General features: G+C 59.7%; 13 protein-coding genes and 1 tRNA gene. 12 read left to right on the forward strand and 2 right to left on the reverse strand.

Annotated features, from left to right (window positions below):
* The first annotated feature begins 1 nt into the window (after position 1).
* From Q7C20_RS11535 to Q7C20_RS11565, 7 genes are all read left to right on the forward strand, one after another.
* A tRNA-Glu gene (locus Q7C20_RS11535) sits at positions 2-77 on the forward strand.
* A 274-nt stretch (positions 78-351) separates the two neighbouring features.
* Positions 352-891, forward strand: coding sequence for a TetR/AcrR family transcriptional regulator (locus Q7C20_RS11540; protein ID WP_348060265.1), 540 nt, complete (start codon positions 352-354; stop codon positions 889-891).
* A gap of 145 nt (positions 892-1,036) precedes the next feature.
* On the forward strand, positions 1,037-1,471 hold the full coding sequence (locus tag Q7C20_RS11545) for an acyl-CoA thioesterase (RefSeq protein ID WP_375067426.1): 435 nt from the start codon (positions 1,037-1,039) through the stop codon (positions 1,469-1,471).
* 55 nt (positions 1,472-1,526) lie between these two features.
* On the forward strand, positions 1,527-2,492 hold the full coding sequence (locus tag Q7C20_RS11550) for a tRNA dihydrouridine synthase (protein WP_375067427.1): 966 nt from the start codon (positions 1,527-1,529) through the stop codon (positions 2,490-2,492).
* Between the two features lie 377 nt (positions 2,493-2,869).
* Positions 2,870-3,937 carry a hypothetical protein gene (locus Q7C20_RS11555; RefSeq protein WP_375067429.1) on the forward strand — a complete coding sequence of 356 codons (1,068 nt, stop codon included), beginning with the start codon at positions 2,870-2,872 and terminating at the stop codon, positions 3,935-3,937.
* Positions 3,938-4,085: 148 nt separating this feature from the next.
* Positions 4,086-4,979 carry a hypothetical protein gene (locus tag Q7C20_RS11560; protein WP_375067431.1) on the forward strand — a complete coding sequence of 298 codons (894 nt, stop codon included), beginning with the start codon at positions 4,086-4,088 and terminating at the stop codon, positions 4,977-4,979.
* Positions 4,980-5,024: 45 nt separating this feature from the next.
* Entirely contained in the window at positions 5,025-6,302 is a 1,278-nt protein-coding gene (locus tag Q7C20_RS11565; protein WP_375067433.1) for a hypothetical protein, read from the forward strand.
* Between the two features lie 2 nt (positions 6,303-6,304).
* On the opposite strand, the gene Q7C20_RS11570 is transcribed toward Q7C20_RS11565, so the two are convergent.
* Together Q7C20_RS11570 and Q7C20_RS11575 are read right to left on the reverse strand one after the other, a co-directional pair.
* Positions 6,305-9,583 (reverse strand): EAL domain-containing protein, encoded by a 3,279-nt coding sequence (locus Q7C20_RS11570; RefSeq protein ID WP_375067435.1) that lies wholly within the window; start codon positions 9,581-9,583, stop codon positions 6,305-6,307.
* Positions 9,584-9,649: 66 nt separating this feature from the next.
* The gene (locus Q7C20_RS11575) at positions 9,650-10,540 is read right to left on the reverse strand and encodes a LysR family transcriptional regulator (protein WP_348060252.1); all 891 of its coding nucleotides are present in this window, start codon (positions 10,538-10,540) and stop codon (positions 9,650-9,652) included.
* Between the two features lie 145 nt (positions 10,541-10,685).
* On the opposite strand from Q7C20_RS11575, the gene leuC reads away from it, so the two are divergent.
* The 5 genes from leuC to asd all read left to right on the forward strand — a co-directional run bounded on the left by leuC (position 10,686) and on the right by asd (position 15,982).
* Positions 10,686-12,104 (forward strand): 3-isopropylmalate dehydratase large subunit, encoded by a 1,419-nt coding sequence (gene leuC / locus Q7C20_RS11580; protein ID WP_348060250.1) that lies wholly within the window; start codon positions 10,686-10,688, stop codon positions 12,102-12,104.
* Between the two features lie 10 nt (positions 12,105-12,114).
* A complete protein-coding gene (gene leuD / locus Q7C20_RS11585) occupies positions 12,115-12,759 on the forward strand; it encodes a 3-isopropylmalate dehydratase small subunit (RefSeq protein WP_375067437.1) in 645 nt (214 codons plus the stop codon).
* Positions 12,760-12,905: 146 nt separating this feature from the next.
* Positions 12,906-13,670, forward strand: coding sequence for a class I SAM-dependent methyltransferase (locus Q7C20_RS11590; RefSeq protein ID WP_375067438.1), 765 nt, complete (start codon positions 12,906-12,908; stop codon positions 13,668-13,670).
* Positions 13,671-13,722: 52 nt separating this feature from the next.
* Positions 13,723-14,805: a 3-isopropylmalate dehydrogenase gene (leuB, locus tag Q7C20_RS11595; RefSeq protein WP_375067440.1), complete on the forward strand. Its 1,083-nt coding sequence runs from the start codon at positions 13,723-13,725 to the stop codon at positions 14,803-14,805.
* A 64-nt stretch (positions 14,806-14,869) separates the two neighbouring features.
* A complete protein-coding gene (gene asd / locus Q7C20_RS11600; RefSeq protein ID WP_375067442.1) occupies positions 14,870-15,982 on the forward strand; it encodes an aspartate-semialdehyde dehydrogenase in 1,113 nt (370 codons plus the stop codon).
* Positions 15,983-16,105: the final 123 nt, after the last annotated feature.

A 16,105-nucleotide genomic window follows, 5' to 3' on the forward strand; every position in this document is an offset into this window, starting at 1 on the left:
TGTCCCCTTCGTCTAGTGGCCTAGGACACCGCCCTTTCACGGCGGTAACAGGGGTTCGAGTCCCCTAGGGGACGCCACGATTACCCGCTCTGCGGGATTTTTAAGGGTCATTCAATTATTGAATGGCCCTTTTGTTTGTCTGGCGTTTGGGTTTTCGTTATTTGATTGCTGCAGCAGCGCCTTAACCATTGTGGGCGGGATGTCATTGCCGTTCTGGTTGAGCAGGGTTTAGAGCCGCCGTTGGTGCCGTCAATCGTCAGCTTGCGGCCCGCTCAGACGAGTGGTCATACCGATGGCTTGCCAAATATTATTATGCCAATAATATTCAACCCATGAGAAACGGAGGCTTTGATGAGCGATAAAAAAGCGCAAACCCGCGAACGCATTTTGCAGGCTGCCAGCTCCGCGTTGATCCAGCGCGGCCCGGCCGAGCCGAGTGTGGGTGAGGTCATGGGCGCCGCGGGGCTTACGGTTGGCGGCTTCTACGCGCATTTTGAAAGCAAGGACGCGCTGATGCTGGAGGCCTTCACCCAGCTGCTGGCCCGGCGTCGCGCGTCGATCGACGACATAGACGCGCAACTCCCCGGCGAAGAGCGCAGGAGCCTGGTGGCCGCGTTTTACCTGTCGCGTAAACACCGTGATTCAACAACCCAAGCCTGCCCGATACCGGCCACCGTCGGCGAGATGAGCCGCCTGCCGGACGAGTTTCGCGTGGCGCTGAACGAGCATTGCGAGCTGATGGCCGCCCAATTGGCTGCCACCCCCGAAGACACCGACAAAGCCCTCGCAGACATGGCGCTGATGATCGGCGGCCTGGCCCTGGCGCGTGCCTTGGGGCCGGGCGAGTTGTCCGACCGTGTGCTGCGCGCAGCCAAATCGGCGGTACGCTGAAAAGCAGTCGCACAACGGGCGCATTTCGCGCCGCGCGCACGCTCAGCGTTTATCTGGCAAGTGGAATTGACCTTCGCCATGCCGCTCAAGCGATGCACGGCGCCTGATACACTGCCCCGCCGACATTAATCGACTGGAGCAAGGCATGGGCTGGGATTTGGCAACGCCGTTTATCATCGACCTGCAGGTTGGCGCCGACGATATCGACGGCCTGGGGCACGCCAACAACGCGGTGTACGTGTCCTGGCTGGAACGCTGCGCCTGGCGCCATTCCCAGCGTTTGGGGCTGGACCTCACCGAATACCGCCGGCTGGACCGCGCCATGGCGGTGGTGCGTCATGAGATCGACTACCTCGCGGCGGGCTACGAGGGCGATGAGCTGCAACTCGCCACCTGGATCGTCGATTGGGACCAGCGCCTGAAAATGACCCGGCGTTTCCAACTGGTACGCCCCCGCGACGGCGCAACCCTGCTGCGTGCGCACACCACGTTTGTTTGCATTGAGCTGTCTTCCGGCAAGCCCAAGCGCATGCCGGCTGAGTTTCTCGACGGTTATGGCCCCGCACTGACAGGGGGTTAACGGTTGCTCCAGGAAACCCAGTAAACTGCGCCACGATTTTTGTTGAGTGTTTTCCATGCAAATTGCTTTGGCGCCCATGGAGGGGTTGGTCGACAACATCCTGCGGGACGTGTTGACCCGTGTGGGCGGTATCGACTGGTGCGTGACCGAGTTCATCCGTGTCAACGAGCGCCTGCTCACCCCCGCGTATTTCCACAAGCTCGCCCCGGAACTGCTGCACGGCGCCCAGACCGCTGCCGGCGTGCCGCTGCGTGTGCAATTGCTCGGCTCCGACCCGGTGTGCCTGGCGGAAAACGCCGCGCTCGCCTGTGAATTAGGCTCGCAGGTGATCGACCTCAACTTCGGTTGCCCCGCCAAGACCGTCAACAAGTCCCGAGGCGGTGCGGTATTGCTCAAAGAGCCGGAGCTGCTCAACAGGATCGTCGAACACGTGCGCCGCGCCGTCCCCGCGCACATCCCCGTGACTGCCAAGATGCGCCTGGGCTTTGACAGCCCGGACGGCGCGCTGGTGTGCGCCACGGCCCTGGCCGAAGGTGGCGCGGCGCATATCGTGGTGCATGCGCGCACCAAGGCCGACGGCTATAAGCCGCCGGCTCACTGGGAGTGGATTCCGCGGGTGCAGGATGTGGTCAAGGTGCCGGTGTTCGCCAACGGCGATATCTGGAGCGTCGAAGACTGGAAGCGTTGCCGCGAAGTCAGCGGCGCCGAAGACATCATGCTGGGTCGCGGCCTGGTGGCGCGCCCCGACCTGGCGCGGCAGATCGCGGCGGCAAAGGCGGGCGAAGAGGTGGTGGAAATGACCTGGGCGCAGATGCAGCCGATGCTCCAGGAATTCTGGACCCAGTCGGTGGCGCAGCTCACTGAACGCCAGGCGCCCGGCCGTTTGAAGCAGTGGCTGGCGATGCTGACGCGCAATTATCCAGAGGCGGTTGAGCTGTTTACGGCGATGCGTCGCGAGACCGACTTGCAGCAGGTCAGCCGGATGTTGGGAATGGCTCACCCGGCGATAGTTGCAGCGTAAAATATCAAATATATATAAAAGTTTCATTCACTTCACAGAAGGCGCCATTGGCGCCTTTTTTGTGCGCTAGCATAATTGCCTATTGCAGCCGTTGCACAATGATGTCTGTAAGTTGCGCGAGTCGGGGTTTATGAGCGTGTGTGTCAGGTTAATGGCGTGCGAAACGCGTGCGCAAAGGACCTTTGCTCATAAAGCCATGAGGAAAAGTCTGAAGATTCATTTTGGTTTCCTTATATGAAACGCGATTTCTGGAACTCGGCGGAATAAAACCCCACGAATCTAGGGACTGGAGGCGATGCTGATTGCTTCCACGTTTTAAAGCCACTCTTTACCGGCTCGCTAATAGAGCCGCGTCTGACTGAATAAGGAACTTTGTTATGTCTCTCTCGATAAACACGCCCGCCTTCGTTAACGTTGATAACGGCCACCTTGATCAACCTCTGCACACGCCTGCCACACTTAACCTGCCGTCGGCAGCGCAGACGCATGGGGATAACACTTTTTACCCGCCAAAGGGCGAAGTTACAGTTGACGCTGGCACCCTTAACAAACTGTTCGATATGCTGGAGCTTGTGTTCAAGGCGCTGCGGGAAATGTTTGCCGGTAAGCAATCAAGGTCCAGCGTATTGCCTGACAAGGCTGACGCGCCGGTCACAGAGCTGGAAGTTGGCAAGCTGCCACCGAGCGTCAAGGCAAGCGAATTGCTGGCAGTGAAAGGTGAATCGCCCAAGCAGCAATCGGTGCCGCTTACCTCGTTGCAAAACACGCCAGATTCCACCGGAACCACTGATGCAAAGTCAGGCGGAATGCCTGGCTTTTTGTGTGAGATCTCCAAGCAATCCCCGGGATTGACTGCCATGCGTGCGATGGAGTCCGACACCATCGATAGCCATGATCACAACACAAACGACCTGCCAGTCACCCGGTGGAGCACGCTCAGGCCGCAGTTGAAAGCGGTGTTGCCTGCGGCGCCCAAGCCAGAGGTCAGCGTGAATAATGATGCCAAGGCCAATGTGAATGTGAATGTAAACATCGATCGCTGCCACTGCCCTGAGACAGGCTTGCCGCTGAACAACGGGCTGACATCACGGGTCCTGCCGGATGTACGCTTGGTGCCAGCCCCTCCTCATGTTGACGTAACGTCCGAAACGACGCCGCCGATTGAGCCTCAGATAACTCCGAAACCTGCGCAGGAATTGCCGCTGCCCGGCACGCCTGAGGTGGGGCTGCACACCGAGGATGACGTGAAGCGCGACCCTGCGTTGAGTGTGACGCCTGAAACCCCGCCCGTTGACCATCAAATGACTCCGCAGCTTGATGGCGAGGTTACTTCGGAGTACCAACCTGACGAGCCGCCGCTTGATGTAACGAGCCCGGGGCCTGCTGAAGATTACGTTGATCAAGAGGAAGGGCACTTTAATGCCCGGTCCAACTTCAGTTTCTAACAAACTACACCTCGTTTAAATTTTTTGAATAGCGCAGGTACTTCTCCGAACTGTCAGCTCGGAGAAGTACCTGCGTATGGAGAAATATATGCGTTGTTGTTCGGTCGATCGTAGTGTTCGTAGTCTGGATGTGCATCAGGCGCCGGTCATGAATACTACAAGTAAAGTGGCACGGTATAACTCAATCCACAGCAGTCGTTTCAAGGTGCGGCATAACCCAGCCAATAACGGACTGCATAAGCGCTCCACGGTAACCGCTGGATTTAATCCGATTTCCTGGCTGAAGACGTCTGTTGCATCGTTATTTAATAAGTTTTCTTGCTTCATGAAGGGCGCGCCCGTTAATGCAGTTGCCAATACAAACCCGCGTATAGAGCGAACCCTTGAAACAGTTCCCGAACTTAAACCTGAACGGGCGACTTCCAAACTTGACCCTGCCGGGTACATTCCAGGTCTTTCAACTAAACGCAACGGTGAAAAGCCCAACGACATCTTCGGCGGCTTTCGCCAAGGGCCGGACGGCAACTGCGTGACGGTATCCGCCATCAAGGCTGCGATGCACCGCTTTGGGCAAAGCCCTACGGATATCTACAAGGAGGTCACAAAGGTCGCCGGAGGGTACCGAGTGATCATGCGCGACGACTTTGCCCTCGGCCTCACTGACCACGAATTGAGGCTCGGCGCACGCGGTGCAAGGTTTGTCGGGGCCGACAGGGAAATGCTCAAGGATGCGCAATTTTTGTACGCCGTCAGTGCCAAGCGTGCACAGATGGAAAACAACGACGGTACGGCGAGCAGCAGCTTTTATGCAGCGATGCGCAGTTTGAACGACAGGGAAGATGAGCTCGGGCCGGGCGAAGGATTTTTGCGCCTGGGTCTACGCAAGCATATGCGCACGGTGAGTGCACATGACCTTGCCCGTGGGCTGGTCGGCATGAACAACCGTGCGGGGCATTCGGCTGCCGTGATCAACGGTCGCGAGGAGTTATGGGGCACGCGCGGCCGTGCACCCTGGCGCGGTGATGCAATCGCCTTGGTCTGACCGCTACCCGGTCATTTTTCTGTTTACTTCAAAGGATCAGCAGGTATGAATCTCTCAATTGCACATCGACCATGGGCTGCGGAGCCAGGGCCGCGCGCAGACCGTTCATTGCACGCCACACATCAAAAATCAGCAGCCCTTATTCCCGCATTCAGCGCGAGTGAGCGGCGTTTCGACGAAAGCTTTGAAACCAGCACCCATGCGGCGGTCATCAAAATGATGATGATGACCTTCGGCCGAACGCCGGTCGATATGTTCGATCAGGTCAAGCCGGTTTTCGGCGGGTATGCCATCACCATGAAGGATGAGTTCAAACTCGAAATAACCTGTCAGGAACTGAAACTGGCAGCCTCTGCGTCGAGGTTCACAGGGGCAGACAACGCTGCGGTGCGGGACGCCAATTTCGTATTCGCAGCGTTCGTGAAGCGCAAACAACTGACAGGCGGCTATCCCGATTTTGCGTCCGCGCTGGCGGAAACACTCAAGGGCGAGTTCACCCTCCATTGCTTGAAAGGCATGGGGGTTTCCGGGCTGGCCCAGTATGTGCCGCTCCAGAACATGGTGGGCAAGGACGTGGCCGGTGTGTTGGACACGCATTACCGGGCGAGTGCACTGGTCGTTGACGGGGTGAAGCGTGACCACGGTGATCCGTACCCTGTGGATCGAGGCTACGGTTACCGCTTGCTCAAGTTCACCGACGCAGTGCAACCCCGTGACTCCGTAGCTGTATCCACGGTAGCAGTCGGACTGAAACCCAAGAATATCTGGTCCGGATTTTATCAAGGCGCTGAAGGCAATTGTGTCACCGTGTCGGCGATCAAGGTGGCCATGATGCGGTTCGGGCAAAACCCGGCTGGCATCTACACGCACATCGGTGCAACGCCAGGTGGCTATGAAGTGACCATGCGTGATGGTTTCAAGCTGTCGTTGAGCCATGACGAACTGGACAGCGCCACACGCGGCTCAAACCTGCGCGGCAGTGATACGGCGATGCTCAAGGACGCCAACTTTTTATATGCCGTCAGCGCCAAGCGCGCGCAGTTGGAGAACAACGACTTTCGCGGCAACCAAAGCTTCGAGGTGGCCATGGAGACGTTGAACGATGGCGAATACCCAGGGCAATCCCTGCGCAGGTTGGGGCTTTCTGCCTATGTCAGGGACTCGAACGTGGCTGAGCTGGCCAGCGGCGCCATCGGCACCCTGGCCGATAGCAGTCATTCAATGGCGGTGATCGGGGGCGTACTGGACTACTACGGTCAGCGCCATAGCCTGGCGTCGTCCGAATGGATGAACAGCAGTTATCGCGCGCTCAAACTCGTGTGAACCTACTCCAGCAGTCGCCTGAACCCCTCAATCGGCAACGGCCGACTGTGCAAGTACCCCTGGAACACATGGCAGCCAAGCTTTTGCAGGAAGGCCAACTGTTCCGGGGTTTCTACGCCTTCAGCGATCACGTCGAGGTTCAGGCTGCGCGCCATGGCCACGATGGCGCGGATGATTTCGGCGTCGTTGGGGTCATGGGTGGCGTCGCGTACAAAGGATTGGTCGATTTTCAGCGCATCCACCGGCAAGCGCTTGAGGTAGGTCAGCGATGAGTAGCCGGTACCAAAATCATCCATGGCAAAGCTCACGCCGAGTTTTTTCAGGCGACGCATTTTCAGCACGGTGTCGTCCATGTTCTGAATCACGATGCCCTCGGTGATTTCCAGCTTCAACAGGCTGAAGGGCAACTGATGCGTCTTGAGGCTGCGTTCCACCCGCTCCACAAAGTCGTTCTGACGAAACTGCCGGGGGCTGATGTTCACGCACAGGCTGAAATTCAGCGGGTCCACCAGGCCTTCGGCAATCAACTGCGCAAAGGCGCCGCAGGCTTCATCGAGGATCCAGGTGCCGACTTCGAGAATCAGGCCGCTGTCTTCCAGCACCTTGATGAATTCGGTGGGTGACTGCGCGCCCAGTTGGGGATGCTGCCAGCGCACCAGCGCTTCGGCGCCGATGATCTTGTTGCCGCGTGCGTCCACTTGGGGCTGGTAATGCACGCTGAACTCGCCACGCGACAGGGCCAGGCGCAAGTCAGTTTCCATGCGCAGGCGTTCGCTGGCGGTTTTTTGCATGCTGTTGTGAAACATCTGCGTGGTGTTGCGCCCCGAATCCTTGGCGCGGTACAGGGCAATGTCGGCGCGCTTGAGCAGGTCGGCCGGGGTCGAGCCGTGATCGGGAATCAGCGCCACACCAATGCTGGGCGTGACCTGCAGGCGATGGCCGTCGAGAAACATCGGCTCCGAGAGCAATTCACGCAGGGTGTCGGCCAGCACCTGCACCTGGTGGGTGACTTCGGTGCGCGAACCTTCGAGGCCACTGAGCAGCACCACGAATTCATCACCGCCCAGGCGCGCCACCGTGTCCTCTGTGCGCACGCTGGCTTCCAGGCGCGCCGTGACGATTTTCAGCACCGTGTCGCCCACCGGGTGGCCGAGGGAATCGTTGATGTGTTTGAAGTGATCCAGATCCAGGAACAGCAGGGCGCCGCGCAGGTTGTGGCGCTTGAGCAGGGCGATTTGCTGGCTCAGGCGGTCCATCAGCAAGGCGCGGTTGGGCAGGTTGGTCAGCGGGTCGTGATAGGCCAGGTGGCGAATCTGCGCCTGGGCGTTTTTCAGCAGGCTCACATCCCGCGCGGTTAGGAGCAGGCAGGGGGTTTCGTTGAGGGTGATCGGTTCTACCGAAACCTCAACCGAGAGTATGTCGCCTTGTTTGTTGTGCCAGAGCATTTCCAAGTGGTGAATGCGGCCCTTGATCTGCAGTTCGGCCAACAGCGCGGAACGCTGGTTTTCGTCTGCCCAGATGCCGATCTGGTACAGCGTCAGGCCGATGGCTTCTTCGGCGCGGTAGCCGGTCAAGCGGCAGAAGCCGTCGTTGACCTCCACATAACGGCCGGTGTCACGCTCGGTGATGGAGATCGCATCGGGGCTTGAATGAAAGGCTTTGGCGAACTTCTCTTCACTGGCTTTCAGGGCGGCTTCCGAGCGCTGTTGCTGGGTGATGTCGCGCAGGGTAGTGACGATGCACGGCTGGTTGCCCACCTTGATCAGCCGGCTGGAGATCACGCAGGTCAGGATCTGCCCATTCTTGTGATGCACCACCATGGCCACATTGCTCAATGACTGCTCGCGGATCACCTGTTCGATACGTTGCAGGCGCTTGCTCGAATCGTCCCACAGGCCGATTTGCTCGGCGCTTTTTTCGATGACCTCTGCGGCGGTCCAGCCGAAGGTCAGGGTAAACGCCGGGTTGATCTCAATAAACGCGCCGCTCTCCAGGCAGGTGACGCAGATCGGGTCGGGGCTGGCCTGAAACAGGCTGGCGAATTTTTCTTCGGAGGCCGTCAGGCGTTGTTCACGCTCTACCTGGTCGGTGATGTCCAGCAGCGTGCCGGCCATGCGCAGTGGTCTGCCGGCGTCATCGCGGTAAAGGCGCGCGCGGCTTTCCAGGTAGCGCGCGCTGCCGTCTTCCATCTGCACGCGGTAGGTCAGTTGGTAATTGCCATTCGCGCCTTCGCGCAGGCTGCGATAAGCGTTGCGCATGCCCTCGCGTTCTTCATCGGATACGCCTTCAAAAAACGCATCGAAGGGTTCGTGAAACGGCTCCGGCGGCAAGCCGTGCAGTTGCGCCGCGCGGGCCGAGCCGTAGAGCATGCCGCTGGGGATGTGCCAGTCCCACGTGCCGAGTTGCGCCGAGTCCAGCGCAAGGTCGAGGCGATCCTGACTGTCCTTCAGCGCTTGCTCGGCATTTTTGCGCTCCGTGGTGTCGACGAAGGTGCTGATCAGGTAAGCCTCACCCTCCAGCTCAACCTTTTGCGCGCTGAGGGTGCCGTCGTGAACCTGCCCGGTACTTGCGCAAAACTGCACCTCCATAGTGATCTGTTGGCCTTTGCGCTGGGTGGCCTTGACCAGCAGCGCGCGCTGTTCTGCATAGCGCCACAGGCCCAGGTCCAGCGTGGTTCGACCGATCACATCGGCCACTGGCCAGCCGAACAGCACCTCGAAATAGTGGTTGGCCTCGCTGATCCGCCCATCGGACTGGCGCGTGAGCAGGACCATGTTCGGGCACAGGTGGAACAGTGTGGCGAAGCGCTTTTCGGAGCTGCTCAGGGCACTCTCGCGGTCACGCTGGTGGGTAATCTCACGAATCACGCCGATCATTCGACGGCGCCCGGTCTTGTCCGGGACCAGGCTGCCGTTGACTTCCAGCCAGTGCAGGCTGCCGTCGGGCCACTGGATACGATGGTGCATGGCATGCTCGAACGGCTCGCCGGCCAGCACGGCATGAAACGCCCTCAGCACCCGGGCGCTGTCCTGAGGCGCCAGCAGGTCGAGATAATCAAGGTCTTTGGGCAATGGCTGCCGGGGGTCGAAGCCGAATAACGCCTGGGTACCGCGTGACCAACTGATGCGCCCGGTGTCGATCTCCCAACACCACGCACCCAGCCGTGCAGCATTCAGGGCGGCCAGCAGTTGCGGGGCGCTGTCCCAGCTTTGCTCGGCCTCTTGAGGGTCACGGGCGTAGACGCGGGGCAACGGTGGCACGTGATCGACTGGGTTGCGCATTATCAAAGGGCCTTGGCTCAATGGGCATTTGGCGCGGCTTTTCTCAGAGCTTCAGGCCGCACAGCTTCATGCCGGTATCCCTGGCAGATCGATCTGTGCATCCAAAAGGCTCATGAAAGCTCTCGCAGCATTCGACAGCGTCCTTTCTGTGTGCACGATATAGCCTAGCTGGCGACTGAGCTGTATGCCCGGCAAAGCGATACTCGCTACCTGATCATCGAGCATGGTGCGCGGCAACACGCTCCAGGCCAGGCCGATCGACACCATCATCTTGATAGTTTCCAAATAGTTAGTGCTCATCGCGATGTTTGGCGTCAGGCCCTGGGCCTCGAACAGACGGCTGACAATATGATGGGTAAAGGTGTTGTTGCCGGGAAAAACCGCCGGGTGGCCCGCGATATCCGCAAGGTTGACGCGGCCATGGCTGGTCAAACTGTGTTCCGGCGCCACCACGAAATCCAGCGGGTCGTCCCACACCGCAGTGGCACGCACGAGATGGTGCGGGTCGGGCGCCAACGTGATCACTGCGAGTTCGGCGCGGCCGTGGAGGATTTCTTCGTAGGCAACTTCCGAATCGAGGAACTGAATATCCAGCGCCACGTTCGGGTATTCCCGGGTAAAGGTGCGCAGGATCGGCGGCAGGCGGTGCAGGCCGATGTGGTGGCTGGTGGCCAGGGTGAGCCGGCCGCTGACTTCGCCGGTCAGGTTGGTGAGGGCGCGGCGCGTGTCGTCGAGCACGTTGAGAATCTGATAAGCACGCGGCAGCAGGGCGCGGCCGGCCTCGGTCAAGCCGACTTCGCGGCCCAAACGGTCAAACAATCGCACCTTTAATTGCTGCTCCAGCCCGGCGATGCGCTTGCTGATGGCCGGTTGCGTCAGGTGCAACCGTTCACCGGCGCCGGAGAAACTGCCGGTCTCGGCGATGGCGATAAAAGCGTTGAGGTTGGCCAGGTCCATGGTGGTATTCCAGTTGGTTATCCAAAGCATAAAAAATATGAATTTGAGTTATTTAATGTAGCGCCATACCATCAGCCTCACAAGCCAAAGGGTTATTGAATGTCTCAAGACCCGGGGCATAGAAACACCTGATGAGGACCGCGTGATGGCCGGCAAAACGCTTTACGACAAGCTTTGGGATTCCCATGAAGTGAAACGGCGCGACGATGGCTCGTCGCTGATCTATATCGACCGTCACATCATCCATGAAGTGACCTCGCCCCAAGCGTTCGAAGGCCTGCGGCTGGCCGGGCGCAAGCCTTGGCGCGTCGACTCGATCATCGCCACCCCGGACCACAACGTGCCCACCACCCCGGAGCGCAAGGGCGGGATCGAGGCCATCGTCGACACCGTATCGCGTTTGCAGGTGCAAACCCTCGATGACTATTGCGACGAATATGGCATCACCGAATTCAAGATGAACGACGTGCGTCAAGGCATCGTTCACGTGATCGGCCCTGAGCAGGGCGCCACCTTGCCGGGCATGACCGTGGTCTGCGGCGATTCCCACACCTCCACCCACGGTGCGTTCGGCGCCCTGGCCCACGGTATCGGCACTTCGGAGGTGGAACACGTGTTTGCCACCCAGTGCCTGGTCGCCAAGAAAATGAAGAACATGTTGGTGTCGGTCGAAGGCAAGCTGCCGTTCGGCGTGACCGCCAAAGACATCGTGCTGGCCGTGATCGGCAAAATCGGCACCGCCGGCGGTAACGGCCATGCCATCGAATTCGCCGGCAGCGCGATTCGCGACCTGTCCATCGAAGGCCGCATGACCATCTGCAACATGTCCATCGAAGCCGGTGCCCGTGTCGGCATGGTCGCGGCGGATGAAAAGACCATTGAATACGTCAAAGGTCGCCCCTTCGCACCGGCTGGCGCTGATTGGGATGCTGCAGTAGAAGCCTGGAAAGACCTGGTCTCCGACGCCGACGCGGTGTTCGACAGCGTGGTTGAACTCGACGCGGCCCAGATCAAGCCGCAAGTCAGCTGGGGCACCTCGCCGGAAATGGTGCTGGCTGTTGATCAAAACGTGCCGGACCCGGCCAAGGAAACCGACCTGGTCAAGCGTGGTTCCATCGAGCGCGCCCTGAAGTACATGGGCTTGAAAGCCAATCAGGCGATTACCGACATTCAGTTGGATCGCGTGTTTATTGGTTCCTGCACCAACTCGCGGATCGAAGACCTGCGCGCTGCGGCGGTGATCGCCAAGGGCCGCAAAGTCGCTTCGACGATCAAGCAAGCCATCGTGGTGCCGGGTTCGGGCCTGGTCAAAGCACAAGCCGAAGCCGAAGGCCTCGACAAGATCTTCCTCGAAGCCGGTTTTGAATGGCGTGAGCCGGGCTGCTCGATGTGCCTGGCCATGAACCCGGACCGTTTGGAGTCGGGCGAGCATTGCGCGTCCACTTCCAACCGTAACTTCGAAGGGCGCCAGGGCGCCGGCGGGCGTACCCACTTAGTCAGCCCGGCCATGGCCGCTGCGGCTGCCGTCAACGGTCGTTTCATCGACGTTCGCGAATTGATCTGAGGAATACCCGATGAGAGCTTTTACCCAACACACCGGCCTTGTCGCCCCTTTGGATCGCGCCAACGTCGACACCGACCAGATCATCCCGAAGCAGTTCTTGAAGTCGATCAAGCGCACCGGTTTCGGCCCGAACCTGTTCGACGAGTGGCGCTACCTGGACGTGGGCTACGCCTACCAGGACAACTCCAAGCGCCCGTTGAACAAGGACTTCGTGCTCAACGCCGAGCGTTACCAGGGCGCCAGCGTGCTGCTGGCGCGGGAAAACTTCGGCTGCGGCTCCAGCCGTGAACACGCGCCGTGGGCTCTGGAAGAATATGGCTTTCGCAGCATCATCGCGCCGAGCTACGCCGACATCTTCTTCAACAACAGCTTCAAGAACGGCTTGCTGCCGATCGTCTTGAGCGACGCCGAAGTGGACGAACTGTTCAAGCAAGTGGAAACCGACGTGGGCTACCAGCTGACCGTCGACCTGGCCGCGCAAACCGTGACCCGCCCGGACGGCAAGGTGTACCACTTTGAAGTGGATGCTTTCCGTAAGCACTGCCTGATCAATGGCCTGGATGACATTGGCCTGACCTTGCAGGACGGCGATGCGATTGCGGCGTTTGAAGCCAAACACCGCGCCAGCCAGCCTTGGTTGTTTCGCGATGCCTGATTGGCGGTAGACAGGACAGACGCCATCGGGAGCAAGCCCCCTCCCACATTTGACCGAGTATCTTCAGTTGAAATGCAATCAAATGTGGGAGGGGGCTTGCTCCCGATGAGGCCAGTGTTAACAACACAAAAACCAAGGGACCCACCATGACCAACACCGCCCACACCCAAGTCGTGCAAAAACAATTCGGCGAGCAGGCCTCCGCTTACCTGAGCAGTGCTGTGCACGCCCAAGGCACCGAATTCGCGCTGCTCCAGGCCGAGCTGGCCGGGCAGGGCGCTGCACGACTGCTGGATTTGGGGTGCGGTGCCGGTCATGTGAGTTTCAACGTGGCGCCGCTGGTTAAAGAAGTGGTGGCCTATGACCTGTCCCAACAGATGCTTGACGTGGTTGCCGCCGCCGCAAAAGACCGTGGCCTGAGCAATATCAGTACGGTGCACGGCGCTGCCGAAAGCCTGCCATTCGCCGATGGCGAATTTGACTTCGTGTTCAGCCGTTATTCGGCTCACCACTGGAGTGACCTCGGCGTGGCCCTGCGCGAAGTGCGCCGCGTGCTCAAGCCGGGTGGCGTGGCGGCCTTTGTTGACGTGTTGTCACCGGGCAGCCCGCTGTTGGACACTTACCTGCAAACCGTCGAAGTGCTGCGCGACACCAGCCATGTGCGCGATTATTCCGCCGGCGAATGGATGCGTCAGCTCAGCGAAGCCGGGTTGCATGTACGTAACAGCAACTGCCAGCGCCTGCGCCTGGAATACACCTCGTGGGTGGAGCGCATGCGCACACCCGAGGTACTGCGCGCCGCCATCCTTGAGCTGCAAAAGGCGATGGGCCAGGAAGTGCGTGATTACTACGAGATTCAAGCCGACGGCACCTTCAGCACCGACGTGCTGGTGGTGTTTGCCCAACGCTGATTAATTTTCCCGGCCTGCCTGCGGGCGGGTCGCTTGATGAAATGAGGAACCCATGAGCAAGCAGATTCTGATTCTCCCTGGCGACGGTATTGGTCCGGAAATCATGGCCGAAGCGGTCAAGGTCCTGGAATTGGCCAACACCAAGTACAGCCTGGGTTTTGAGCTGAGCCACGACGTGATCGGCGGCGCGGCCATCGACAAGCACGGCGTGCCGCTGGCCGACGAAACCCTGGAGCGTGCCCGCGCGGCCGACGCCGTGCTGTTGGGCGCGGTAGGTGGCCCGAAATGGGACAAAATCGAGCGTGACATCCGCCCTGAGCGCGGCCTGCTGAAGATTCGCGCGCAACTGGGCCTGTTCGGCAACCTGCGTCCGGCCATCCTCTATCCGCAATTGGCTGACGCGTCGAGCCTGAAGCCGGAAGTGGTGGCGGGCCTGGACATCCTGATCGTGCGCGAGCTGACTGGCGGTATCTACTTCGGTTCGCCACGCGGTGTGCGCGAGTTGGAGAATGGTGAGCGCCAGGCCTACGACACCCTGCCGTACAGCGAGAGTGAAATTCGCCGTATCGCCCGTGTCGGTTTCGACATGGCCCGCGTGCGCGGCAAAAAGGTCTGCTCGGTCGACAAGGCCAACGTACTGGCTTCCAGCCAACTGTGGCGTGAAATCGTCGAAGAAGTCGCCAAGGATTACCCGGACGTCGAACTGAGCCACATGTACGTCGACAACGCGGCCATGCAACTGGTGCGCGCACCGAAGCAGTTTGACGTGATCGTCACCGACAACCTGTTCGGCGACATCCTGTCCGACCAGGCCTCGATGCTCACCGGTTCCATCGGCATGCTGCCGTCGGCGTCCCTGGACACCAACAACAAGGGCATGTACGAGCCGTGCCACGGTTCGGCGCCAGACATCGCAGGGCAGGGCATTGCCAACCCGCTGGCGACCATTTTGTCGGTCTCGATGATGCTGCGTTACAGCTTCAACCTGAGCGACGCGGCCGATGCCATCGAGAAGGCCGTGAGCCTGGTGCTGGACCAGGGTTTGCGCACCGGTGACATTTGGTCACAAGGTTGCACCAGGGTTGGGACGCAAGAAATGGGCGACGCAGTAGTCGCCGCGCTACGGAATCTGTAATCTCTGCGGCCCGCTTGCAGTTGTTGCTGCAAGGCGGCCCACTTTTTAACAAGGTGTAGTTGCGATGAAACGTGTAGGTCTGATCGGTTGGCGCGGTATGGTCGGTTCCGTGCTCATGCAGCGGATGCTGGAAGAGCAGGATTTCGATCTTATTGAGCCGGTGTTCTTCACCACGTCGAACGTGGGTGGCCAAGGGCCTTCCGTGGGCAAGGATATCTCTGCGCTCAAGGACGCCTACAGCATTGAAGAGCTGAAAACCCTCGACGTGATTTTGACCTGTCAGGGTGGCGACTACACCAGCGAAGTGTTCCCCAAGCTGCGTGAAGCCGGCTGGCAGGGTTACTGGATCGACGCCGCGTCGAGCCTGCGCATGCAGGATGACGCGGTCATCGTTCTCGACCCGGTCAACCGCAAGGTTATCGATCAGCAGCTGGATGCCGGTACCAAAAACTACATCGGTGGCAACTGCACCGTCAGCCTGATGCTGATGGGCCTGGGCGGCTTGTTCGAAGCCGGCCTGGTTGAGTGGATGAGCGCCATGACGTATCAGGCAGCCTCCGGCGCCGGCGCGCAGAACATGCGTGAACTGATCAAGCAGATGGGCGCTACCCATGCAGCCGTTGCTGATCAACTGGCGGACCCTGCCAGCGCGATTTTGGATATCGACCGTCGTGTGGCTGAGGCCATGCGCAGCGAGGCGTATCCGACCGAGAACTTTGGTGTGCCATTGGCGGGTAGCTTGATTCCTTGGATCGACAAGGAACTGCCGAACGGCCAGAGCCGTGAAGAGTGGAAAGCGCAGGCTGAGACCAACAAGATTCTGGGTCGCTTCAAGAGCCCGATTCCGGTGGATGGCATTTGCGTGCGCATCGGCGCCATGCGCTGCCACAGCCAGGCACTGACCATCAAGTTGAACAAGGATGTGCCGATTGCGGATATCGAAGGGTTGATCAGCCAGCACAATCCTTGGGTCAAGTTGGTGCCGAACAACCGTGATATCAGCATGCAGGAGCTGAGCCCCACCAAGGTAACCGGCACCCTGAATGTACCGGTTGGGCGGTTGCGCAAGTTGAATATGGGCAGCCAGTTCCTTGGTGCGTTCACCGTGGGTGATCAGTTGTTGTGGGGCGCGGCGGAGCCTCTGCGTCGCATGCTGCGGATTTTGCTGGAGCGTTGATCGCTTAGGGCTGTAAGAAAAACCCGCGACTGGTGACAGGCGCGGGTTTTTTTATGGTTGATTCGGGCCTCTTCGCGAGCAAGCCCGCTCCCACATTCGACCGCATTTCAGGGTGGAACTCGG

The organism is Pseudomonas sp. AMR01 (assembly GCF_041946035.1).
In the GTDB taxonomy this organism is placed as follows: domain Bacteria; phylum Pseudomonadota; class Gammaproteobacteria; order Pseudomonadales; family Pseudomonadaceae; genus Aquipseudomonas; species Aquipseudomonas antarctica_B.